Origin of the sequence: Streptomyces sp. DT224, from assembly GCF_049844595.1 — a bacterium.
In the GTDB taxonomy this organism is placed as follows: Bacteria; Actinomycetota; Actinomycetes; order Streptomycetales; family Streptomycetaceae; genus Streptomyces.
The window spans coordinates 356,402-379,322 of sequence record NZ_JBNCLI010000010.1; the positions used below are offsets into that span (position 1 = coordinate 356,402).

Annotated in this window: 21 protein-coding genes; 4 read left to right on the forward strand and 17 right to left on the reverse strand. The window is 72.0% G+C overall.

What is annotated here, in order from left to right; genetic code table 11:
* The first annotated feature begins 389 nt into the window (after window positions 1-389).
* On the forward strand, window positions 390-1,040 hold the full coding sequence (locus tag ACLQ2N_RS26010; protein WP_425816554.1) for a DUF6197 family protein: 651 nt from the start codon (window positions 390-392) through the stop codon (window positions 1,038-1,040).
* Window positions 1,041-1,050: 10 nt separating this feature from the next.
* On the opposite strand, the gene recX is transcribed toward ACLQ2N_RS26010, so the two are convergent.
* From recX to ACLQ2N_RS26030, 4 genes are all read right to left on the reverse strand, one after another.
* Window positions 1,051-1,692 carry a recombination regulator RecX gene (recX, locus tag ACLQ2N_RS26015; protein ID WP_425816555.1) on the reverse strand — a complete coding sequence of 214 codons (642 nt, stop codon included), beginning with the start codon at window positions 1,690-1,692 and terminating at the stop codon, window positions 1,051-1,053.
* A gap of 3 nt (window positions 1,693-1,695) precedes the next feature.
* Window positions 1,696-2,820 (reverse strand): recombinase RecA, encoded by a 1,125-nt coding sequence (gene recA / locus ACLQ2N_RS26020; protein ID WP_425816556.1) that lies wholly within the window; start codon window positions 2,818-2,820, stop codon window positions 1,696-1,698.
* A gap of 308 nt (window positions 2,821-3,128) precedes the next feature.
* On the reverse strand, window positions 3,129-4,337 hold the full coding sequence (locus ACLQ2N_RS26025) for an AI-2E family transporter (protein WP_425816588.1): 1,209 nt from the start codon (window positions 4,335-4,337) through the stop codon (window positions 3,129-3,131).
* A 174-nt stretch (window positions 4,338-4,511) separates the two neighbouring features.
* Entirely contained in the window at window positions 4,512-4,706 is a 195-nt protein-coding gene (locus tag ACLQ2N_RS26030) for a DUF3046 domain-containing protein (RefSeq protein ID WP_425816557.1), read from the reverse strand.
* A 79-nt stretch (window positions 4,707-4,785) separates the two neighbouring features.
* Between ACLQ2N_RS26030 and ACLQ2N_RS26035 the strand changes: the two genes are divergently transcribed.
* Complete coding sequence (locus tag ACLQ2N_RS26035) at window positions 4,786-5,700, forward strand: hypothetical protein (protein WP_425816558.1); 915 nt, start codon at window positions 4,786-4,788, stop codon at window positions 5,698-5,700.
* An 80-nt stretch (window positions 5,701-5,780) separates the two neighbouring features.
* On the opposite strand, the gene ACLQ2N_RS26040 is transcribed toward ACLQ2N_RS26035, so the two are convergent.
* From ACLQ2N_RS26040 to ACLQ2N_RS26050, 3 genes are read right to left on the reverse strand one after another with little or no spacing between them, the layout of a single operon-like run.
* Complete coding sequence (locus tag ACLQ2N_RS26040; protein WP_425816559.1) at window positions 5,781-6,086, reverse strand: AzlD domain-containing protein; 306 nt, start codon at window positions 6,084-6,086, stop codon at window positions 5,781-5,783.
* Window positions 6,083-6,880 (reverse strand): AzlC family ABC transporter permease, encoded by a 798-nt coding sequence (locus ACLQ2N_RS26045; RefSeq protein WP_425816560.1) that lies wholly within the window; start codon window positions 6,878-6,880, stop codon window positions 6,083-6,085. The genes ACLQ2N_RS26040 and ACLQ2N_RS26045 overlap by 4 nt, the downstream gene beginning before the upstream one ends.
* Before the next feature lie 10 nt (window positions 6,881-6,890).
* Window positions 6,891-7,754, reverse strand: a complete 864-nt coding sequence (locus ACLQ2N_RS26050) for an AraC family transcriptional regulator (protein WP_425816561.1) — start codon at window positions 7,752-7,754, stop codon at window positions 6,891-6,893.
* Window positions 7,755-7,855: 101 nt separating this feature from the next.
* Here ACLQ2N_RS26050 and ACLQ2N_RS26055 point away from each other — a divergent pair, with 101 nt between their 5' ends.
* Together ACLQ2N_RS26055 and ACLQ2N_RS26060 are read left to right on the forward strand one after the other, a co-directional pair.
* Window positions 7,856-12,532: an Lhr family helicase gene (locus tag ACLQ2N_RS26055; protein WP_425816562.1), complete on the forward strand. Its 4,677-nt coding sequence runs from the start codon at window positions 7,856-7,858 to the stop codon at window positions 12,530-12,532.
* 58 nt (window positions 12,533-12,590) lie between these two features.
* Complete coding sequence (locus ACLQ2N_RS26060; RefSeq protein WP_425816563.1) at window positions 12,591-13,421, forward strand: DNA-formamidopyrimidine glycosylase family protein; 831 nt, start codon at window positions 12,591-12,593, stop codon at window positions 13,419-13,421.
* A gap of 57 nt (window positions 13,422-13,478) precedes the next feature.
* Here ACLQ2N_RS26060 and ACLQ2N_RS26065 read toward each other — a convergent pair whose 3' ends face one another.
* The 10 genes from ACLQ2N_RS26065 to ACLQ2N_RS26110 form a co-directional block, all read right to left on the reverse strand.
* Entirely contained in the window at window positions 13,479-13,742 is a 264-nt protein-coding gene (locus ACLQ2N_RS26065; protein ID WP_425816564.1) for a hypothetical protein, read from the reverse strand.
* Window positions 13,743-13,920: 178 nt separating this feature from the next.
* The gene (locus ACLQ2N_RS26070) at window positions 13,921-14,112 is read right to left on the reverse strand and encodes a CsbD family protein (RefSeq protein ID WP_073967370.1); all 192 of its coding nucleotides are present in this window, start codon (window positions 14,110-14,112) and stop codon (window positions 13,921-13,923) included.
* 44 nt (window positions 14,113-14,156) lie between these two features.
* Window positions 14,157-14,627, reverse strand: coding sequence for a Dps family protein (locus ACLQ2N_RS26075; protein ID WP_425816565.1), 471 nt, complete (start codon window positions 14,625-14,627; stop codon window positions 14,157-14,159).
* Window positions 14,628-14,892: 265 nt separating this feature from the next.
* Entirely contained in the window at window positions 14,893-15,276 is a 384-nt protein-coding gene (locus ACLQ2N_RS26080; protein WP_018105285.1) for a helix-turn-helix domain-containing protein, read from the reverse strand.
* A 109-nt stretch (window positions 15,277-15,385) separates the two neighbouring features.
* Window positions 15,386-15,895, reverse strand: a complete 510-nt coding sequence (locus tag ACLQ2N_RS26085) for a CinA family protein (protein ID WP_425816566.1) — start codon at window positions 15,893-15,895, stop codon at window positions 15,386-15,388.
* The gene (gene pgsA / locus ACLQ2N_RS26090) at window positions 15,892-16,629 is read right to left on the reverse strand and encodes a CDP-diacylglycerol--glycerol-3-phosphate 3-phosphatidyltransferase (protein ID WP_425816567.1); all 738 of its coding nucleotides are present in this window, start codon (window positions 16,627-16,629) and stop codon (window positions 15,892-15,894) included. The genes ACLQ2N_RS26085 and pgsA overlap by 4 nt, the downstream gene beginning before the upstream one ends.
* Entirely contained in the window at window positions 16,626-18,104 is a 1,479-nt protein-coding gene (rimO, locus tag ACLQ2N_RS26095) for a 30S ribosomal protein S12 methylthiotransferase RimO (RefSeq protein ID WP_425816568.1), read from the reverse strand. The genes pgsA and rimO overlap by 4 nt, the downstream gene beginning before the upstream one ends.
* A 133-nt stretch (window positions 18,105-18,237) precedes the next feature.
* Window positions 18,238-19,041, reverse strand: a complete 804-nt coding sequence (locus ACLQ2N_RS26100) for a helix-turn-helix domain-containing protein (protein WP_425816569.1) — start codon at window positions 19,039-19,041, stop codon at window positions 18,238-18,240.
* Between the two features lie 201 nt (window positions 19,042-19,242).
* Window positions 19,243-21,987, reverse strand: coding sequence for a DNA translocase FtsK (locus ACLQ2N_RS26105; RefSeq protein ID WP_425816570.1), 2,745 nt, complete (start codon window positions 21,985-21,987; stop codon window positions 19,243-19,245).
* Between the two features lie 188 nt (window positions 21,988-22,175).
* Window positions 22,176-22,853: a response regulator gene (locus ACLQ2N_RS26110; RefSeq protein WP_425816571.1), complete on the reverse strand. Its 678-nt coding sequence runs from the start codon at window positions 22,851-22,853 to the stop codon at window positions 22,176-22,178.
* Between the last annotated feature and the right edge of the window lie 68 nt (window positions 22,854-22,921).

Sequence of the window (22,921 nt, forward strand, 5' to 3'; positions counted from 1 at the left end):
CGTCCGCGCAGGGCGGCGGTGCGGCTCAACGCCGGACGCCTGGGCCGGGGCAGGGCTGTGAGACCGGCGCACCGCCGGACGCCGGGGCCAGGGGGCGCGAGACCGGCGCGCCGCCGGACGCGCGACTTCGCGCCAGGGGGCGGCGCCGCTCACCGCCCGGCACCGCGCTCAGGAGCGGCCAGGCTCACCGTGTCCGACCGCCCTCGTCCCAGCCGTGGCTGCCACCGGAATGCCCCGTGACACACCCGTATGGCCTCGCTCAGGTGGAGCGGCCCGGATGGCGGGCGGACATTCGCCTCACGGCGGGCGCGGCCGTTCCGGCCTGCCCGCCTGCCCGCCGGAACGCCACCAGGGCGCCGGTACGCCGCTATGACGGGGAGCACGCACCGATGCCGACCACCGCCGCCGCCCTCACCCCCGACGCACTCGACGCCCAGGCCGCGCGCCTCCATGACACGGACGCCTGGCAGCAGATCGTCACCGGCTGGGACGCGACCGCGCCCGCATCCGCACCCCAGTCCCCGCCCCCCGCATCCGCCGACGTGCCAGACGCAGCGGCACCCGCTGCCGACTGGCGCGCCCTGCTCTCCGTGCCGGTGGACCGGCTGATCGCCGAGACCGTCCGGGCGCTGCCCCCCGCCGCGCCGCGCGAGCGCCCGCTCCCGGGGCGTATCGGTGCGATCCTGCCCGACCGGCTCCACGCATGGCGGCGCGTCGGACGGCCCGATGTGCGGCCGTCCGTCCATCTCGCCCATGCCCGGCGGATCCTGACCGAGTGGGGCTGGCAGAACACCCCGTACCGGCTCCGCGACATCCGGGGCGCTCGCTGCGTCTGCGGCGCCATGCTCACCGCGCACCGCTTGGGCTACGGCTCTGCGGAGACGGTCGACCGGGCCGGGGCGTGGCTCATCGCGGAGCTCCGCTCGCAGGGCTGGACCGGGCTGATCGGTCCCTGGAACCGCTACCCGGGACGCACAGCCGAGGACGCCCTCGCGCTGGTCGACGCCACCATCAGCCGCGCGGCACGCGCCGGCCAGTAGCGGCGCCGGCTCAGAAGGGCTCGTCCAGCCCTTCCGTGTCCTCCCCCTCTTCCTCCAGCGCCCGCCGCACCACGCGCAGCGCCATTCCCTCGCCGTACCCCTTGCGGGCGAGCATGCCCGCGAGGCGGCGCAGCCGTTTGTCGCGGTCCAGTCCCCGGGTGGACCAGAGCTTGCGGGCGACGAGCTCCCGCGCGGTCTCCTCCTCCTGTTCGGAGTCCAGTTGCCCGACGGCTTCATCGATCACGGCGGCGTCCACACCCTTGGTCCGCAGCTCACGGACCAGCGCCCGGCGGGCGAGCCCGCGGCCGTGGTGCCGGGACTCCACCCAGGCATCCGCGAACGCGGCGTCATCGATCAGCCCGACGTCCTCGAAACGGGACAGCACCTCTTCGGCCGCCTCGTCCGGGATCTCCCGCTTGCGCAGGGCGTCCGCGAGCTGCTTGCGGGTGCGCGGCGTGCCGGTGAGCAGGCGCAGGCAGATGTTGCGAGCCTGCTCGACCGGGTCGCGCGGTTCCCCCTTCTCGGCCCTCGACGAGGAGGGGGAACCGCTGTCACTGGACCGGGAGCGGGAACGGCGTCCCGCTCCCTCACCGGATCCGGGGGCCGCGCCGGGGTCGGCGGCGCCGGCCGGCCACTCTGTACGACGCGTCACGGATCAGCTCTTGGCCGCGGCCGCCTTGGCCGGCTTGGTCTTGCCTGCCGTCGCCGTCACCGGCTTCGCCGCAGCGTCGGCCGGAGCCGCGGCGCCCGCCGCGTCCGTCCCGGACTCGGCGGTGTCCTCGGGCCGGACCCCGACGCCCAGCTTCACCAGGATCTTCTTCTCGATCTCGTTGGCGAGGTCGGGATTGTCCTTGAGGAAGTTGCGCGCGTTCTCCTTGCCCTGGCCGAGCTGGTCGCCCTCGTACGTGTACCAGGCGCCGGCCTTGCGGACGAAGCCGTGCTCCACGCCCATGTCGATCAGGCCGCCCTCGCGGCTGATGCCCTGGCCGTAGAGGATGTCGAACTCGGCCTGCTTGAAGGGCGGCGCGACCTTGTTCTTGACGATCTTGACGCGGGTACGGTTGCCGACCGCGTCGGTGCCGTCCTTGAGCGTCTCGATCCGGCGGATGTCGAGGCGCACCGAGGCGTAGAACTTGAGCGCCCGGCCACCGGTGGTGGTCTCCGGCGAGCCGAACATCACACCGATCTTCTCGCGGAGCTGGTTGATGAAGATCGCGGTCGTCTTGGACTGGTTGAGCGCGCTGGTGATCTTCCGGAGCGCCTGGCTCATCAGACGGGCCTGGAGACCCACGTGCGAGTCGCCCATCTCGCCCTCGATCTCCGCGCGCGGCACCAGGGCCGCGACGGAGTCGATGACGATGAGGTCGAGGGCACCCGAGCGGACCAGCATGTCCACGATTTCGAGGGCCTGCTCACCGTTGTCCGGCTGGGAAAGGATGAGGTTGTCGATGTCGACGCCGAGCTTCTTCGCGTACTCCGGGTCGAGGGCGTGCTCCGCGTCGATGAAGGCCACCGAGCCGCCGAGCTTCTGCGCGTTCGCCACGGCGTGCAGCGTCAGCGTCGTCTTACCGGAGGACTCCGGTCCGTACACCTCCACCACACGGCCGCGCGGCAGACCGCCGACGCCGAGCGCGACGTCGAGCGCGGTGGACCCGGTGGGAATCACCTCGATGGGCTCGTTCGGCCGCTCGCCGAGGCGCATCACCGCGCCCTTGCCGAATTGCCGTTCAATCTGTGCGAGTGCGGCGTCCAGCGCCTTCTCGCGGTCGGTTCCTGCCATGGGTTCCACCCGATTTGCTTGAGTCGATCGCTTCACGTCAAAGACGCTAACCCCTGCCACTGACAATGGGCCTCGACGTCCTCCCGGCCTGTGGACAACTCCACGGTCGGGCCCGGGAAAACCCGGCCGGAATCCCATGAGAATGGATGTTCGATTTTAGTGTCAAGCGCACCACGCCGCCTCCGCTGGGCGGCCCGAAGAGCCGGTCCGGTCAGCTCCGGGGACCGTTGCGAGGGCTGTAGGCGAGCCTGAACTGCGGGAAGCGTTCCCGTCGGGGGTCCAGCAGATCGATCAGCGCAATCAGCGCCTCAGGTGCCGCTCGGCCCGGCAGACCCCTCCGGCCGCCTCGGCTCTTCGGACTCGCCACCGTCCGGCTGCCCGTCCGTATCCCGGCCGTCCTCGCCCGCGAAAGCGGAACGCATCCGTCTCAGGCGCGTCCACAAGGGCTCGCCCCGCACGCCGGGGCGGCTGCCGTGGACGCGCGGGTCGTCCGTGACGTCGTAGCGCTTCACGTACGCGCCGAGGAACGCCTGGAGCGTGGCCACGGCCGGGATGGCGATCAGCGCGCCGACGGCCCCCATGAGCGCCGTGCCCGCGATGACCGAGCCGAACGCCACGGCGGGGTGGATGTCCACCGTCTTCGCGGTGAGCTTGGGCTGAAGCATGTAGTTCTCGAACTGCTGGTACACCACGACGAAGCCGAGGACCCACAGCGCGTACCAGGGATCGACGGTGAAGGCGATCAGCATCGGCAGGGCGCCCGCGAGATAGGTGCCGATCGTGGGGATGAACTGGGAGACGAGTCCGACCCAGACCGCGAGCGCCGGCGCGTACGGCACTCCGAGGGCGGCCAGCAGGATGTAGTGCGCGACGCCGGAGATGAGCGCCATCAGGCCGCGCGAGTAGAGATAGCCGCCCGTCTTGGCGACGGCGATCTCCCAGGCCCGCAGCACCTCCGCCTGACGGGCGGGGGGCAGCACGGAGCACAGCCCGCGGCGCAGCCGGGGACCGTCCGCCGCGAAGTAGAAGGAGAACAGGAAGATCGTCAACAGCCGGAAGAGGCCGCCGAGCACGGTCGCCGAGACGTCGAGCACCCCGGTCGCGCTGTTCTGGACGTACTTCTGCAGCCAGTCTGAGTGCAGCAGGCTGTCCTGGACCTCCACACGGGAGAGCTCCGTGTGGAAGGTCTGGTTGACCCAGTTGATCACCGAGTCGAGGTACTTCGGGAAGTCCTCCACCATGTCGACGATCTGGCCCGCGAGCATCGAGCCGAGCAGCACGACGAAGCCGGCCCCGGCGATCAGCACGACGAGGAAGACGAGGAAGGTGGCGAGGCCCCGGCGCATGCCGCGGGCGGACATCCGGCTCACGGCCGGTTCGATGGCGAGCGCCAGGAAGAAGGAGATCAGCACATTGATCAGCAGGCCGATGAGCTGGTCGAACGCCCAGCTGCCGAGCCGGAAGCAGGCGTAGAGGGCGAGGGCGAGGACCATGGCGCGCGGCAGCCATGCGGGCATGCGGGCGGGCCCGCCGCCGGACGGCGCGGCCGGTGGGGCGGCCGGTGGTACGGGCGGCGTGCTCGGCGGCTGGATCTGAGCGGTCTCGTCTGTGGGTGCCACGGAGCAAGTCTCGCCTATGTGGGTGACAATGCCTCGCGCGCCCCGGAAGGTGGCTTTCCCTTCCCGCCCCCGTCAGCGCCTGTCGGCGGGGATGTCCATCGCGACGCAGACGCCGCGCCAGACGTCCTTCGCCTCCCAGCCGGCCGCCAGCGCCTCGTTGACCGTACGTCCGCCCAGCTCGGCCATCACATGGTCGCGTGCGAAGGAGTCCGCGTAGGCCGCGCCGAAGTGGTCCGCCATCCGTTCCCAGAAAATCGTCAACCGCATGCCTTCAGTATCCCGCTCCTGAGAGTGCAGCCGGGCCGCATCGGCCCTGCTCGGGGGCCCGAAGCCCTACGGTCGATCCATGGCTGCAACTGGAACAAGTCCCCTCGACCGGGCCGAGCGGTTCATCTGGCTCACAGCCCGTGTCCTCGAACAGCGGCGGTTCGCCCATCAATATCTGGAGGGAGGCGCGGACGCGGTGGAGACGGCTCTCACCGCGTATGCCAATGAGGACGGCGGCTACGGCCATGCGCTCGAACCCGACCTGAGGGGCCCTGTCAGTCAGCCCCTGCACACCGCCCACGCGCTCAACGTCCTCGATTCCATCGGCCGGTGCGGCGGTCTGCGGGTGGAGCGGATCTGCCGGTATCTGACGGATGTGTCCACCAAGGAGGGCGCCCTGCCCGCGTTGCTGCCCTCCCAGCGCGACTACCCGGCGGCCCCCTTCATCCCGATCGTCGACGACCCGCCGGCCGAGCTGCTGGCCACCGGCCCCGTCGTCGGGCTGCTGCACCGCAACGCGGTGTGGCACGCCTGGCTCTTCCGGGCGACCGACTTCTGCTGGTCCGCCGTGGACGCCCTTGAGGTGTCGCATCCGTACGAGATCGAGGCCGCGGTCGCCTTCCTCGACGGAGTGCCGGACCGGCCCCGGGCGGAGGCCGCCGCCGAACGGCTGGGGCACCTGGTACGCGACCAGCGGCTCGCCGTGCTCGATCCGGACCGGCGCGCGGAGTACCCGGTGGCCCCCGGGTACGCACCGGGAGAGCAGCACTTCCCGTACGACTACGCCCGTACCCCCGCTTCGCTCGCCCGGCGGTGGTTCTCCGACACCGAGATGGAGCGCTCGCTGGACCATCTGGCCGCCGCACAGGAGGCGGACGGCGGCTGGCCGGTCACCTGGCGGCAGTGGGCACCCGGGACGGCACTGGAGGGGCGCCCTCTGGTGACCCTCAGGGCGCTGGAAACACTGAGGGCGCACGGCCGCGTCCTGGCGTGAGGGGCGACGCGGCCGGCAAGGGCACGCCGGTAAGGGGCACGCTCCAGGAGACACGCCCCTTACCGGACAGGGCAATACACCTAGCCCAGTGCGCGCACCCCCGCGGTGACGGCCACCGCAGCACCCACGACCACCAGGAAAGGGGCGCGCAGGACAAGGGCCAGCGCTGCGGCCGCCAGCCCCGCACCCCTGGCGTCCAGGGCCAGGTGCTGTCCGTCGCCGAACGACTGCTGGGCGGTGAGCGCGGCCAGCAGGGCCACCGGCAGCAAGGCGGCCAGACGTTGCACCAGCGGACGTTCCAACGCCCCGGCGGGCACCAGAAGGCCGAGCAGTTTGGCCAGGTAGCAGCCGATGCAGGTCAACGCGATGGCGATCCAGACGTTCATCGGCCCTCCTCCGCCCGGGTCGCGCCGGCGTCCTCGGTCCCGGTCCTGCCCGGGCCGGGCCCCTTGGCACGCCCCAGCAGGAACAGGACGACGGGCGCGGCCAGCGCGGACAGCAGCACGGGCACCCCGGCCGGCAGCACCGGCAGGAGCCCGAGGGCGAGCAGGACGGCGAGCGCCGCCGTCACGCGCTCCGTCGTGGACTTCAGCATCGGGGCGAGCAGCGCGAGGAAGACCGCCGGGCTGGCCGCGTCGAGTCCCCAGGCGTCGGTGTCGCCGAGCGCCTCGGCGCCCAGCGCTCCTACCAGGGTGGTCAGGTTCCACAGCACGTAAAGGGTGAGCCCGGTGACGGTGAAGCCGATCCGCGCGGCCCGCCGGGTGGGCTGGGGCAGCGTCACGGCGGTGGTCTCGTCGATGACCCACTGGGCGGCGAGCGGGCGCAGGGCGCGCGGCAGGGCGAGGAGTTGGGAGAGCCGCAGGCCGTAGAAGGCGTTGCGCACGCCGAGGAAGAAGGCCCCGGCGGCCGCGGTGTACGGGTTGCCGCCGGCGGCGAGCGCTCCTACCAGGGCGAACTGGGAGGCGCCCGTGAACACGAGCAGGCTGAGCGCGCAGGTCTGGAGCAGGCTCAGGCCGGAGCCCGCCGAGGTGACGCCGAAGGCGAAGCCGGAGAGGCCGACGGCTATGCCGACGCCGAGTGCGTCGCGTACGACGGCCGAGTCCGGCTTGGTCCCGGCGGCTAGCGTGCTGCCACCGGGAGGTTCGACGGTCGCGCGGAGGGGTGCTGTCTGTTCTGCCACGTTCGGCACGCTACCGGGATCGTTCCGGGCCGGTCTTGTACGTTCTTGCACGTTCGCGCTGGTAGGCGCCGGGGGTCACTCCCACGATCCGGGTGAAGTGACGGTTGAGATGCGGCTGGTCGGTGAAGCCGACTTCCGCCGCCGCGACGGAGGGGGCCGTGCCCGCGTCGAGCATCCGCCGCGCACGCCGCACCCGGGCGTCGGTGAGCCAGGTGTGCGGGGGCATGCCGTACTGCTTCTTGAATGCGCGCAGCAGCGCGAAGGGGCTCGTGCCCAGTTCGGCGGCGAGCGCCTCCAGCGTCGGCGGCTCGGCCATCCGGGCTTCCAGGACGGCCCGGGCGCGTGCCGCGTCGCGGGCGCCGGCGGCGCGGGGGGCCGAGACGGGGAGCGAGGTGCCGTGCCGGGTGAGCAGGCGGGTGACGACGACCCGCAACACGCTGTCGGCGGCCAGGGCGTTGCCCTCCTCGGCCGCCCGGTGGACCTCGGCTATCAGCCGGGCGGCGTACGGATCGGCCACCCCGGTCTCGGCGAATCCGACGGTGCCGCGCAGGCGCGTCGTATCGGCGGCGATGTCGTTGATCACCTGCGCGGACGGGTAGAGCGTGTCGTACACCCAGCCTTCGGGGACGCCCGCGCGGGCGGTGTGCGGCACTTCCGGGTTGATCATGATGACGGTCCCGGGCCCCGCGTGCAGGGTCCCGGCGGGCGTTCCGATGTCCTCGACTCCGTGGCTCACCGTGGCGACGACGTAGCCCTCGTGGCTGTGGCGCGGGAAGGTGTGCCGGATGTAGCGGGCGCGCAGCAGGTCGAGGTCGGGCAGCTCCGCGTAGCTCCAGTGCCGCGCCCACTCCCCCGGTTGCTGTGCTCGCGCCATGGTGCGATTGTCCCAGCCCGCGGGCGGTCCGGCCGTCGGCCCCGCGGCCCGCCGGGCGGTTGTCGGGGCCGTTGTCAGTGGCGGGGTGCACGATGGGGGACATGACCGGCTCCGCACTCGATTCCTTCTCCCCCGCGACCCGCAGCTGGTTCACAGGGGCCTTCAGCGCGCCGACCGCCGCGCAGGAGGGCGCCTGGCGGGCGATCGGCGAGGGGTCGGACGTGCTGGTCGTCGCGCCGACCGGCTCGGGCAAGACGCTGGCCGCCTTCCTGGCCGCGCTGGACCGGCTGGCGGCCGTCCCTCCGCCGGCGGAGGCGAAGAAGCGCTGCCGCGTGCTGTACGTGTCGCCGCTCAAGGCGCTCGCGGTCGACGTGGAGCGCAATCTGCGCTCACCGCTGACCGGCATCCGCCAGGAGTCGGTGCGCCAGGGGCTGCCCGAGCCCGAGGTCAGGGTGGGGATCCGATCGGGCGACACCCCGGCCGCCGAGCGCCGCTCGATGGCGACCCGGCCGCCGGACATCCTGATCACGACGCCCGAGTCGCTGTTCCTGATGCTGACCTCCTCGGCCCGCGAGGCCCTGTCCGGCATCGAGACGGTGATCCTGGACGAGGTGCACGCGGTCGCGGGCACCAAGCGCGGCGCCCATCTCGCCGTATCGCTGGAGCGACTGGACGAGCTGCTGCCCCGGCCGGCCCGGCGTATCGGCCTGTCGGCCACGGTCCGGCCGGTCGACGAGGTGGCGCGCTTTCTGTCGCCCCGGCGCAAGGTGGAGATCGTCCAGCCCCCGTCCAGCAAGCAGTTCGAGCTGTCGGTGGTCGTGCCCGTCGAGGATCTGGGGGAGCTGGGCGGTTCCCCCGCCACCGACGACACCTCGGGTCAGGCCGAGAAGCCGTCGATCTGGCCGCATGTGGAGGAGCGGATCGCCGATCTCGTCCAGGCGCACCGCTCCACGATCGTCTTCGCCAATTCCCGCCGCCTCGCGGAGCGCCTGTGCAACCGGCTCAACGAGATCGCGTACGAGAGAGCCACCGGCGAGACCATGCCCGAGGCCCACTCCCCCGCCGAGATCATGGCGGAGTCCGGAGCGGCCAAGGGCGCTCCCGCCCTGCTCGCCCGGGCCCACCACGGATCGGTCTCCAAGGAGCAGCGCGCGCAGGTCGAGGAGGACCTGAAGGCGGGAAGGCTGCCCGCTGTGGTCGCCACCTCCAGCCTGGAGCTGGGCATCGACATGGGGGCGGTCGACCTGGTGATCCAGGTCGAGTCCCCGCCCTCGGTCGCCTCCGGGCTGCAGCGGGTCGGCCGCGCCGGCCACCAGGTGGGTGCGGTCTCCACCGGTGTCGTCTTCCCGAAGTACCGCGGCGACCTGGTGCAGGCGGCCGTGGTCACCGAGCGGATGCGGACGGGCTCGATCGAGGCGTTGCGCGTCCCGGCCAATCCGCTGGACGTGCTGGCCCAGCAGCTGGTCGCGATGGTCGCACTGGACAGCTGGCAGGCGGACGACCTGCTCGCGGTGGTCCGCAGGGCCGCCCCCTTCGCCTCGCTGCCGGAGTCGGCGTTCACGGCCGTCCTCGACATGCTCGCGGGCCGCTATCCGTCCGACGCCTTCGCGGAGCTGCGGCCCCGCGTCGTCTGGGACCGCGTCGCCGGTACGGTCACGGGCCGGCCCGGTGCGCAGCGCCTCGCCGTCACCTCGGGCGGGACGATCCCCGACCGGGGCCTCTTCGGGGTCTTCCTCGCCGGAGCGGACCCCAAGAAGGGCGGCGGCCGGGTCGGTGAGCTGGACGAGGAGATGGTCTACGAGTCCCGGGTCGGCGATGTCTTCACGCTGGGCACGACGTCCTGGCGGATCGAGGACATCACCCGGGACCGGGTCCTGGTGTCCCCCGCGCCCGGGGTGCCCGGGCGGCTGCCGTTCTGGAAGGGCGACCAGCTGGGGCGCCCGCTGGAGCTGGGCCGCGCCCTGGGGGCCTTCCTGCGCGAGCTCGGCGGGCTCTCGCCCGAGGACGCCCGGGATCGCCTGCTCTCCGCGGGGCTGGACACCTGGGCCGTCGACAACGTCCTGGCGTATCTGGACGAGCAGCGCCGGGCCTGCGGTCATGTCCCGGACGACCGGACGATCCTGGTCGAGCGCTTCCGGGACGAGCTGGGCGACTGGCGGGTCGTCGTGCACTCCCCGTTCGGCGCGCAGGTGCACGCCCCGTGGGCGCTGGCGCTCAGCGCCCGCCTCGCCGAGCGGTACGGGATGGACGCGCAGGTCATGCACGCCGACGACGGCATCGTGCTGCGGCTGCCCGACGCCGACATGATGGGCCTGGACCTCCTCGACTTCGACCCGGCGGCGGATCCGGTCCAGGAGCCGGGCAAGGGCGCCTCCGCGCCGCCCACCCCGGCCCCTGCCGCCTTCGACAGCGACCAGCCCCCGGTCGGCGCCGCCGATGTGGCCTTCGACAAGGGCGAGATCGAACAGATCGTCACCGACCAGGTCGGCAGCTCCGCCCTGTTCGCCTCGCGGTTCCGCGAGTGCGCCGCCAGGGCGCTGCTGCTTCCCCGCCGCAGCCCCGGCAAACGCACACCGCTCTGGCAGCAGCGCCAGCGGGCCGCGCAGCTCCTCCAGGTCGCCTCCGAGTTCGGCTCCTTCCCCATCGTTCTCGAAGCGGTCCGCGAGTGCCTCCAGGACGTCTTCGACGTACCGGGGCTCACTGAGGTGATGGGCGACCTGGAGGCCCGGCGCATCCGCCTGGTCGAGGTCACCACGTCGGAGCCCTCCCCGTTCGCCCGCTCCCTCCTCTTCGGATACGTCGCCCAGTTCCTGTACGAGGGCGACTCGCCGCTCGCCGAACGGCGCGCCGCCGCGCTCTCCCTGGACTCCCGGCTCCTCGCCGAGCTGCTGGGCAGGGCGGAGCTGCGCGAACTGCTCGACGCCGATGTGCTGACCGAGCTGGAGCGGGAGCTCCAGTGGCTGGCGGACGACCGCCGGGTCAAGGACGCCGAGGGGGTCGCGGATCTGCTGCGGGTGCTCGGCCCGCTCACCGACGAGGAGCTGGCCGAGCGCGGGGCCGGGTCCGACTGGGCGAAGGAGCTGGAGTCCGCCCGCCGCGCCATCCGCGTCCGGATCGCCGGAGCGGCCCACTGGGCGGCGGTCGAGGACGCGGGCCGGCTGCGCGACGCCCTGGGCACGGCGCTCCCGGTCGGAGTCCCCGAAGCGTTCACCGAGCCGGTGAAGGACCCTTTGGGCGACCTCCTCGCGCGGTACGCCCGCACGCACGGCCCGTTCACCTCCACCACGGCGGCCGCCCGGTTCGGCCTCGGCACGGCCGTCACCGACGGTGCGCTGCAACGGCTCGCGGCGTCCGGCCGCATCGTCCAGGGCGAGTTCCATCCCGCCGGCATCGGCCAGGAATGGTGCGACGCCACGGTGCTGCGCCGGCTGCGGCGCCGTTCGCTCGCCGCCCTCCGGCACGAGCTGGAGCCGGTCCCGCCCGCCGCCCTGGCCGGGTTCCTGCCGCAGTGGCAGCACCTCGGCGGCAACAGCCTGCGCGGCATCGACGGACTGGCCCGCGCCGTTGAGCAGCTTCAGGGAGCTCCGGTCCCCGTCTCCGCGCTGGAACGGCTCGTCCTTCCCGGCCGGGTCACCGGATACACCCCCGCGCTCCTGGACGAGCTGACCACGACCGGCGAAGTCGTCTGGGCCGGCGCGGGCGCCCTCCCCGGCAAGGACGGCTGGATCTCCCTCTACCTCGCCGACAGCGCGCCCCTGCTCCTCCCCCCGCCGCGCCCCCTGGAGCTCAGCGCACTGCACGAGTCCGTGCTGACCGCTCTCGGCGGCGGCTACGGCCTGTTCTTCCGGCAGATCGCCGACCAGGTCCGCGCCACCACCCACCCCGACTGCACCGATCCGCAACTGGCGGACGCCCTGTGGGACCTCGCCTGGTCCGGACGTCTGACCAACGACACGCTCGCGCCGCTGCGCTCCCTCCTGGGCTCGGGCCGCACGGCCGGCTCGACCGCGCACCGCGCCCGGCGGAATGTGCCGCGCGGCCGTTACGGCACCCTCACCGCTGCCGCCCGCCCGGCCTCACGCACCGGGCCGCCCACGGTCTCGGGCCGCTGGTCCCTGCTGCCGGCGCTGGAACCCGAGCCCACGCACCGCGCCCACGCCCTGGCACGCACGCTGCTCGACCGCCACGGAGTGGTGACCCGGGGCGCGGTGCAGGCCGAGGGCGTCGAGGGCGGCTTCTCGGCGGCGTACCGGGTGCTGTCCGCCTTCGAGGACAACGGGCAGGCGCGCCGGGGGTACGTCGTGGAGGGGCTGGGGGCCGCCCAGTTCGCGATGGACGGCGCGGTCGACCGGCTCCGCGCGGTGTCCACGGCCCGGGACCGTACGGAGCCGGGCGCGGACCCGCGCGCCCTCGTGCTCGCGGCGGCCGACCCGGCCAATGCCTACGGCGCCGCCCTCCCGTGGCCTGAGCCGCCGGACGGGGCCGGGCACAAGCCGGGCCGCAAGGCGGGCTCGCTCGTGGTCCTGGTCGACGGTGAGCTGACGCTGTACATGGAGCGCGGCGGCAAGACGCTGCTGGCCTGGCCGACCGATCCGGACGATCCCGCGCTCCGGGCGGCGGCCGGAGCGCTGGCCTCGGCCGCCCGCGCCGGGGCCCTCGGCACCGTGACCGTCGAGCGCACCAACGGCGCCTCGTCCCTGACGTCGCCCCTGGGGCGCACGCTGGAGGCGGCCGGCTTCCTCGCCACCCCGAGGGGCCTGCGCCTGCGCGCGACGTGACCCCGGACCGGCCGCCGGGGGCGGGCCCCCTCGTTCCCGTTCCACGCATCATGGAGGCATGCCCGAAGGAGACACCGTCCTGCAGACCGCCGCGCGGCTGCACCACGCTCTGGCCGGACAGGTCCTCACCACGTCCGACCTCCGCGTCCCCCGGATCGCCACCGCAGACCTCACGGGCCGGGCCGTCCTCGACGTCACCGCCCGGGGCAAGCACCTGCTGACCCGGATCGAGGGCGGCCTCACCCTGCACAGCCACCTGCGGATGGACGGCGCCTGGCGGATCTACGCCCCGGGCGAGCGCTGGCGCGGCGGCCCCGCCCACCAGATCCGCGCCGTCCTGGGCAACGCGGCCCGCACCGCCGTCGGCTACCGCCTTCCGGTCCTGGAGCTCATGCGCACCCAGGACGAGGAGCAGGCGGTCGGCCATCTCGGCCCCGATCTGCTCGGGCCGGACTGGGACGCCGACACGGCGCTGCGGAATCTGCTGAGCGACCCCGCCCGCCCGCTCGGCGAGGCCCTGCTCGACCAGCGCAACCTGGCCGGCATCGGGAACATCTACAAGGCCGAGCTCTGCTTCCTGGCCCGCGCCACGCCCTGGCTTCCCATCGGCGAGCTGCCCGCCCGGACGGCCGCCCTGCTGGTCAGCACGGCGCACCAGCTCCTCGACGCCAACCGCGACCGCCCGAACCGCGTCACGACGGCCGGAGGCCGTTCCCGTACCGTCGCGAGCGCCGGCGCCCGCGCGCGGAGACCGAGCGAAAACCTCTGGGTCTACGGCCGGACGCACCGTCCCTGCCTGCGCTGCGGAACCCCGATCCGCGCTGCCGAACAGGACGACCGCCCCGCCTACTGGTGCCCCAACTGCCAGACCGGTCCGGGGCCCGCCTGACGCACCCCCGCTGCCAAAGAAGGCGTGGCTACCTGCCGGAGCGGCCCTCCAGGCCCCCTACCTGACCACCCACCGCCGCCACGCTCCCGCTCTCCTCCGGGCCCACGTCGTACCGCGTCGCAGCAGGCCCGTACCCGCGTCGAAGATGCCGAGGGGTCTGGCCGTCGCGGCCACGTGCACGGGCAGGAGGCTGAGCCCCCATCCGCCCGCCGCCACCGCTCCCTCTACCACCCCGGCGTGCGCCGGGGCCAGTATCAGCCGCAGCACGGCCCACCACCACACGCCGCAGAGAACGAGCGCCGGCACCCATCGCCGTACCATGGCTGCCTCCTCCGGCTTGATCCAAACGAAGGACCCTAGTCGCGCCCGTTCCTCCGGGGCGAGAGCGCACCGTTGCACCCCCGGCGCGCACAGCGCGGGCCGCACCACCCCGCGCCGGCCCCCTCTCAGCGCGGAGCCCCCACCGCACGAGTGGGGGCTCCGCCGCAGACCGAGGGGTTCAGTCCTTGTCGTCGTTCAGGGAGTCCTTGACGCCGTCCGCCCGGTCACGGGCCCCGTCCATGGCGTCCTTGGCCTTGCCCTTGGCCTGGTCGGCCTTGCCCTCGGCCTCCTTGCGACGGTCGCCGGTCATCTTGCCCATGGCTTCCTTCGCCTTGCCGGTGACCTTGTCCTTCGCGCCTTCGTTCCTCATGCTCGTACCTCCGTCGGAGAAATCCGTTGAGTGATGGTCTTCGCTCAGGCGCTCTCGGCCTGGAACATCCACGCGTGCTTCTCGAGATCGGCGGTCAGCGTGATCAGGATGTCCTGGCTGACCGGGTCCGGTGTCTCGGTCGCCTCGATGCGTTCGCGCATCCGCCCGATCACCACGCCGAGGGCGTCGACCAGGGTCTTCACCGCGTCCACGTCCTTGATCCAGCCTTCGGACACGGAGGCCATGGCCGTGCTCTTGGCGATCGTCGCGGCTCGGCCGTCCGGGTTGACGCCGAGCGCGGACGCCCGCTCCGCGACGGTGTCGGAGTGCTGGCGAGCGGTGTCCACGACGTCGTCGAGCTGGAGGTGCACGGACCTGAACCGCGGCCCGACCACGTTCCAGTGGACCTGCTTGGCCACCAGAGAAAGGTCGAGGAGATCCACCAGAGCGCCCTGGAGGGCGTCTCCGACAGTCTTGAGGTCGGTCTCGGACAGTGGGCTCTTCACCACAGACATGCACGTCTCCGATCTGGAATCCGTTCCGTTCAGCACCACCCACGATGGCACAAACGAAGCAAAACGGTCATCCGAGAAAGCGTCCGACGACTCCGACAAGTCCACTCGGAAGGCTTCCTCGGTCTCTCATCCACGCGCCTGCCCCCCATCGCCCCGCTGACACACGAGAAGCCTCACGAAATCCACCCGTAGGCACACGAAAGCCCCGGTCCTCCCCCGCAGCTGGGGAAGAACCGGGGCCTCGGCTTCACACCGAACCGAACGGTCAGGCGGCGACCACGTCCACCGCTTCCGCGGGTGCCTTGATGGTCACCCGCCCCGTCGGTACACCCGCCACCGAGGTAACGGAGACGGAGTTGAGCATGGGGCGCACCGGTACAGGTACCGGATCGCTGGCCGCTGCCGACTCGGCCAGTTCGGCCAGGGACAGCTCATCGCTCACTTCACGCATGAGCTCGGACATCCGTACGTCAAGCGCGTCGCAAATGGCGGAGAGCAGTTCGGAGGATGCCTCCTTCTGCCCCCGCTCCACCTCGGAGAGATAGCCGAGCGAAACTCGGGCGGACGAGGAGACTTCGCGCAGAGTACGGCCTTGGCGCTGGCGCTGCCGACGCAGCACGTCACCCAGCAGGCGACGGAGCAGAATCATCGGTGGCTCCCTCCTCGGACCGCGTAGCCGCATCCTTCACGCCCCACCGTACCGCCTAGCGCTGCGGCCGTGCGGGGAGCGATGTCGTGTTCACTCAGGGCTGCAAACATCAATTCCCCCCGTTCTCTTCCGTATCCTGTGCGCTCGCATTCTCATGGAGTTCGCCCGAGAGCAGGTCGAGCGCGCTTCGTACGCTCTTCTTACGGATGTCCGCCCGGTCACCGTTCAACCGCAGCGCGGCCACTTTCTCGGTGCCGTGCGGACCGCTGACCGCGACGAAGACCGTCCCGACGGGTTGGCCGTCCTGGGGTTCGGGGCCGGCGACGCCCGTGGTCGCCACTCCCCAGTCTGCGCCCAGAGCCCGCCGTACGCCTGTCGCCATCTGACGCGCGACGTCCGCGTCGACCGCTCCGCGCTCCGCCAGAAGACCGGCGTCCACCCCCAGGACTTCACTCTTGAGAGGGGTCGCGTAAGCCGTCACCGAGCCCCTGAAGGCTTGGGAGGCGCCCGGTACGGACGTGAGTTCGGCCGCGACCATGCCGCCGGTCAGCGACTCCGCGACGGCGAGGGTCTGCCCCCGCTCGACGAGCAGCCGCAGCACCCGGCCCGCCGCAGTCACCGCTCGGCCTCCGCCGGGCCCCGGGCCCCCGCCGCCCCGGCTGCCGTGCCGCTCTCCTCGGAGGCGGCACGGGACGCCTCCGAGGCCGCGCGTTCCGCCGCGAGGCCCTGGCGCCGCAGCACGACGGCCTGACGGACGTAGTCCAGACCGGTGACGACCGTCAACACGACGGCCACCGCCATCACCCAGAAGCGCAGGGTTGCCAGCGGACCGGTCAGCGCCAGGACGTACATCCCGACGGCCGTCCCCTGCGCCAGCGTCTTCATCTTGCCGCCGCGACTGGCGGGAATGACCCCGTGCCGGATCACCCAGAACCGCATCAGCGTGATGCCCAGCTCGCGGAAGAGGATCACGCCCGTGACCCACCAGGGCAGGTCGCCCAGGTACGACAGACAGATCAGCGCCGCGCCCATGATCGCCTTGTCGGCGATCGGGTCGGCGATCTTCCCGAAGTCGGTGACCAGGTTGTACGTGCGTGCCAGATGCCCGTCGAACAGGTCGGTGATCATGGCGATGGCGAAGGCGGCCCAGGCGAAGGAGCGCCAGGCAGGGTCGTATCCGCCGTCGTGGAGCAGCAGCACCACGAAGCCGGGGACGAGCACGAGCCGGGCCATCGTCAGGAGGTTGGCGATGTTCCACAGACTGGCCTGATTGACCGCAGCGGCGCCCAGCTTTCCGCCGCGGACCGGCGTCGCGCCGGAACCGCCTGCCGCGGATGCCGGGACTCCGGTCATCTGGCTACCTCCACAAGCTCGCTGCACTCGGCGATCAGGTCCACCCCTTCGGTGCCCACGACCTTTGCCTCGACCATACGGCCCGGGACCAGGCCCTCGCGTGCGGTGAAGAGCACCTGACCATCGGTTTCGGGCGCCTGGTGCGCGGCACGGCCGTAGGCGCGCGGCTCGTCCTCGGTGGGCTCGACGGACTCGACCAGCACCTGGAGCGTCTCGCCCAGGCGTTCCTCGGCGCGCTGCGAGGTCAGCTCCTCGGCGAGCTGCGAGATGTGCGCGAGGCGCTCCGCGATGACGTCGGCGTCGAGCTTGTTGTCGTAGCCGACCGCCTCGGTGCCCTCCTCGTCGGAGTAGCCGAAGACGCCGATCGCGTCGAGACGGGCGCCCGTGAGGAACCGTTCCAGCTCCGCGAGGTCGTCCTCGGTCTCGCCGGGGAAGCCGACGATGAAGTTGGACCGGGCACCGGCCTGCGGCGCCTTGCCCCGGATCGTGTCCAGCAGCTCCAGGAAGCGGTCGGTGTCGCCGAAGCGGCGCATCGCCCGGAGCACGCCGGGTGCGGAGTGCTGGAAGGAGAGGTCGAAGTAGGGCGCGACCTTCGGCGTCGAGGTGAGGACGTCGATCAGGCCGGGCCGCATCTCGGCGGGCTGCAGGTAGCTGACGCGGATCCGCTCGATCCCGTCGACCTCCGCGAGCTCGGGCAGCAGGGTCTCCAGGAGACGGATGTCACCGAGGTCCTTGCCGTACGAGGTGTTGTTCTCGGAGACCAGCATGACCTCCTTCACGCCCTGCTCGGCGAGCCAGCGCGTCTCGCCCAGCACGTCCGAGGGGCGGCGGGAGATGAAGGAGCCGCGGAAGGACGGGATGGCGCAGAAGGAGCAGCGGCGGTCGCAGCCGGAGGCCAGCTTGACCGAGGCGACGGGGCTGGTGCCCAGCCGGCGGCGCAGCGGTGCGCGCGGCCCGGAGACCGGGGCGACGCCCTCCGGCAGGTCGGCGGGGGCGGGCGCGATCTCCTGTGCGTGGCCGGGCAGGGAGACGGCGGCGTCCTGCCGCTCGGCGGGGCTGATCGGCAGCAGCTTGCGGCGGTCGCGGGGGGTGTGGGAGGCGTGGATGCCGCCGTTGAGGATGGTCTGGAGGCGGTCGGAGATGTCGGCGTAATCGTCGAAACCGAGGACGCCGTCCGCTTCCGGCAGGGCCTCGGCGAGGTCCTTGCCGTAGCGCTCGGCCATGCAGCCGACGGCGACGACGGCCTGGGTGCGGCCGTGGTCCTTCAGATCATTGGCTTCGAGGAGGGCGTCGACGGAGTCCTTCTTGGCGGCCTCGACGAACCCACAGGTGTTGACGACGGCGACATCGGCATCGGAGGCATCCTCGACGAGCTCCCAGCCGTCCGCTGCCAGGCGGCCTGCGAGCTCCTCCGAGTCCACCTCGTTACGGGCGCAGCCAAGAGTGACAAGGGCGACGGTACGGCGTTCGGGCATGGACTCAAGACTACTTTGTCCCGGCACCGGCCCCGCCGCGGAGGGTTCCGCCGTCACCCACGGTGACAAAGACGGCGAGCGCCCGGCACGGTGGCCGGGCGCTCGCCGCGCCGCGATGTCCGAGGGTGACCGGTCAGCCGACCTCGGGGTCGCCCTTGGTGTACGAGAGGCGTTCGACCTGTCCGGGCTTGAACTGGTCCTCGACCTTCTTCCCGTTCACGAAGAGCTCGATCGAGCCCGCGTTGCCGAGGATGAGGTCGACGCGCTCCTTGTCCTGGAAGGTCTTCGACTGGCCCTGCTGGAGGGTGCCGTCGAAGAGGGACCGGCCGTTGTGGTCCTTGGCGGAGATCCAGCTCTTGCCCTGGGTGGCGCTGAGCTTGACGGTCACCTTGTCCTGGGGCGCCGCGGCGATGGCGCTCTCGGACGGGGCCGGCTTGGGGTCGGCGGGCTTGCTGGCGGAGGGCTTCGGAGCGATCTTGTCGGAGGTCGGCCCCTCGGCGACGCGGCCGGCGGTCGAGGGACCGTCGTCGCCGCCCTTGAAGAAGGTGAAGCCGACGAAGCCGACCACGGCGACGATCGCCGCGACCATGGCCGCCGTCCAGTTGGGCCTGCGGGGTTCGGAGCGGATGCGTTCGGCCTCGAACAGCGGCGCCGCCGGCGTGGGCGCGGGACGCCCGCCGTGCTCGGCGTCGTACTGCGCGATCAGCCGTTCCGGGTCGGTGCCGACGGCACGGGCGAGCGTACGGATGTGGCCGCGGGCGTACACGTCGCCGCCGCAGCGGGAGAAGTCCTCCTGCTCGATCGCGTGCACGATGGGGATGCGCACCCGGGTGGACGTGCTGACCTCTTCGACCGTGAGACCTGCGGCGAGACGAGCCTGCTGGAGCACTCGGCCGATCGAAGGCCGGTCGTCTTCGGGGGAGTTGCCGATGGACACGGGGGCGCCTTTCGAGCGTGAGCCACCTGCTGGGTGTTCAGTCTAGGGGGGGTGCGAAAGGGTGGGGCAACCGGGCGGGTGGACTTTGTACGCCATCAGATTCGAACAGAGCCGGTTTCGCCGGGACGCCCCGGGGAAGGACGTTCCGCCCTTCCCTTCAACTTGACGTACGGCCCGGCGAAACGGTTGCCCGTAAAACTCTTACGAAGCGGTTTCCCCACGGATCTGTGCCAACACCCCGTCGAGCTCGTCGGGTTTCACCAGGACGTCGCGCGCCTTGGACCCCTCGCTCGGTCCGACGATGTTGCGCGACTCCATCAGGTCCATCAGCCGTCCGGCCTTGGCGAAGCCGACCCGCAGCTTGCGCTGGAGCATCGAGGTCGATCCGAACTGGGTGGAGACGACCAGCTCGGCGGCCTGGCACAGCAGGTCGAGGTCGTCGCCGATGTCCTCGTCGATCTCCTTCTTCTGCTTCGTGCCGACGACCACGTCGTCGCGGAAGACCGGGGCCATCTGGTCCTTGCAGTGCTGGACGACCGCCGCGACCTCGTCCTCGGTGACGAAGGCCCCCTGCATACGGGTCGGCTTGTTCGCGCCCATCGGCAGGAACAGACCGTCACCCTTCCCGATGAGCTTCTCGGCGCCGGGCTGGTCCAGGATGACGCGGCTGTCGGCGAGCGAGGACGTGGCGAAGGCGAGCCGTGAGGGGACGTTCGCCTTGATCAGACCGGTGACGACGTCCACCGAGGGGCGCTGCGTGGCGAGCACCAGGTGGATGCCGGCGGCACGGGCCAGCTGGGTGATGCGGACGATCGAGTCCTCGACGTCGCGCGGGGCGACCATCATCAGATCGGCCAGCTCGTCGACGATCACCAGCAGATACGGATAGGGCGTGAGCTCCCGTTCGCTGCCCTCCGGCGTCTTGAGCTTGCCGGTGCGCACGGCGTGGTTGAAGTCGTCGATGTGCCGGTAACCGAAGGCCGCGAGGTCGTCGTAGCGCAGATCCATCTCCCGTACGACCCACTGAAGCGCCTCGGCAGCCTTCTTGGGGTTGGTGATGATCGGCGTGATCAGGTGCGGAATGCCTTCGTACGCGGTGAGCTCGACCCGCTTCGGGTCGACCAGGACCATCCGGACGTCCTCCGGCGTGGCCCGCACCATGATCGAGGTGATCAGGCAGTTGATGCAGGACGACTTGCCGGATCCGGTCGCACCGGCCACCAGGACGTGCGGCATCTTCGCGAGGTTGGCCATCTCGTAGCCGCCCTCCACGTTCTTGCCGAGCGCGACGAGCATGGGGTGGTCGTCCTCGGCCGCGTCCGCCAGCCGCAGTACGTCACCGAGGTTGACCATCTCCCGGTCGGAGTTGGGGATCTCGATGCCGACCGCGGACTTGCCCGGAATCGGCGAGATGATGCGGACGTCGGGGCTGGCGACGGCGTACGCGATGTTCTTGGTGAGCGCCGTGATCCGCTCGACCTTCACGGCCGGGCCGAGCTCCACCTCGTACCGCGTCACCGTCGGCCCGCGGGTGAAGCCGGTGACGGCGGCGTCCACCTTGAACTCGGTGAACACGTTGGTCAGCGAGGCGACGATCGCGTCGTTGGCGGCGCTCCGGGTCTTGCCGGGACCGCCTCGCTCCAGCAGGTCGAGCGAGGGCAGTGAGTACGTGATGTCGCCGGAGAGCTGGAGCTGTTCGGCCCGGGCGGGCAGCGACTGGGGCTCGGAGGGCTCGGGAGCCGGCTTGGTCAGATCGGGTACACCGGCCCCGGGCGTGGCCTCCGCCCGCTTCCCGGCCGGCTCCGCCTCCCTGGCACCGGGCACCGGAGTGCCCGCCCGCTCGCGCTCGACCGAGACGCCCTGGGTCAGGTCGGCGACGACCGGCGAGGGCGGCATCCCGTTGAGCACGGCGCCGTCGAGCGCGGCGGCAGCGGCGGCCGCGACGTCCACCGCGTCCATCGTGCGGTTCATCGCGGGCTGTACGGAGGGCCTGCGCGGCCTGCGGCGCTTGGACAGCGCCTCGGACTCCGCGACGTCCGGGTCGTAGGCGTCGGGCGCCTGGGAGCGGCGGGAGCGGGGCGGCAGTGCCTCGCGCCACCGCTCGTCGTACCGCTCGTCGTCGCCCGGCTCCTCGGGGTCGTACGCCGGCTCCACGATGCCCAGCTTGACGCCGAGCAGCCGCAGCCGCTGCGGGATGGCGTTCACCGGGGTCGCCGTGACGACCAGCAGCCCGAAGACCGTGAGCAGCAGGAGCAGCGGCACGGCCAGCACCTCGCCCATGGCGAAGATCAGCGGTTTGGAGGCCGCCCAGCCGATGAGGCCGCCCGCGTCCTGCATGGCCTCGGTCCCCTCGTCGCGCCCCGGCGAACCGCACGCGATGTGGACCTGCCCGAGCACGCCGATGACCAGGGCGGAGAGACCGATGACGATGCGGCCGTTGGCCTCGGGCCGCTGGGGATAGAGGATCAGCCGCACCGCGATGACGCCCAGCAGTATCGGCACGAGCAGGTCGAGCCGGCCGAACGCCCCGGTGACGAGCATTTCCACGAGGTCGCCCACGGGGCCGCGCAGGTTCGACCAGGTGCCCGCGGCGACGATCAGCGCGAGGCCGAGCAGCAGCAGCGCGACGCCGTCCTTGCGGTGGGCGGGGTCGAGGCCCTTCGCTCCGCGCCCTATGCCGCGGAGCATCGCGCCGACGCCGTGGGCCGCGCCGAGCCAGAGCGCCCGCGCCAGCCGGTACACGCCGTTGGTGGGCGAGGGCGCCGGACGCGGCGGAGCGGCCTTCTTCGCCGCGGTCTTCTTGGCCGGCGCCTTCTTCGCGGGCGCCTTCTTCGCTGCGGTCTTCTTGGCGGGCGCGGATTTCTTCGCCGGACCCGGGCCACCGCCGACGCGCTTCGCGGTGCCCGCCGTGCCCTGGGAACCCTTGCCGGACGTACGTGAGGCCATGGTGCCGAGGTTACCGGTGTCCACGCCCGTGAACAGGTGGGCGTACCGGTTCACCCGTCCGTGTCGCCGCGCGCGGGCCGGAAACTGACGCGCCCTCACCGGCGAGCACGCCCCGAAACCCCTCAGCCGCCGCTCAGTTGCCCGGGCGCACCCGAAGGCGCCCCGCCCCCCACCCAGCGGGTACGCCGTTACGAGGGAAGAGCCGCCGAAGCCCCTCCGGCACCCGGCTCCAGCGCGTCGAGCGCGCGGCGCAGACCGGTCAGCTTCCGTTCGAGATGGGCGGCCGTCGCCACCGCGCCCGCGTCGGCGGACTCGTCGTCAAGCTGCTTCGACAGCGCCTCCGCCTGCTCTTCGACGGCCGCGAGCCGTGCGGAGAGCTCGGCCAGCAGACCGGCGGGCTCCCTGTCCTGCTGGGCGCCCGTGCGGCCGCCGCCCTCCAGCTGGAGCCGCAGCAGCGCCGCCTGCTCGCGCAGCTGGCAGTTCTTCATGTACAGCTCCACGAAGACCGAGACCTTGGCGCGCAGCACCCACGGGTCGAACGGCTTCGAGATGTAGTCCACCGCGCCGGCCGCGTAACCCCGGAAGGTGTGGTGCGGGCCGTGATTGATCGCGGTGAGGAAGATGATCGGGATGTCCCGGGTCCGTTCCCGCCGCTTGATGTGCGCGGCGGTTTCGAATCCGTCCATGCCCGGCATCTGGACGTCCAGCAGAATGACCGCGAAGTCGTCCGTGAGCAGCGCTTTGAGCGCCTCCTCCCCTGACGATGCCCGAACCAGTGTCTGATCGAGCGCAGAGAGGATGGCCTCCAGCGCCAGCAGATTCTCCGGCCGGTCATCGACCAGGAGGATCTTGGCCTTCTGCACCATGGCCCGCCCTCCTCGCCCCGGAATTGCACCGGGCGCCGCCCCGGGGGGCGACACCCTTACGCCGCCCG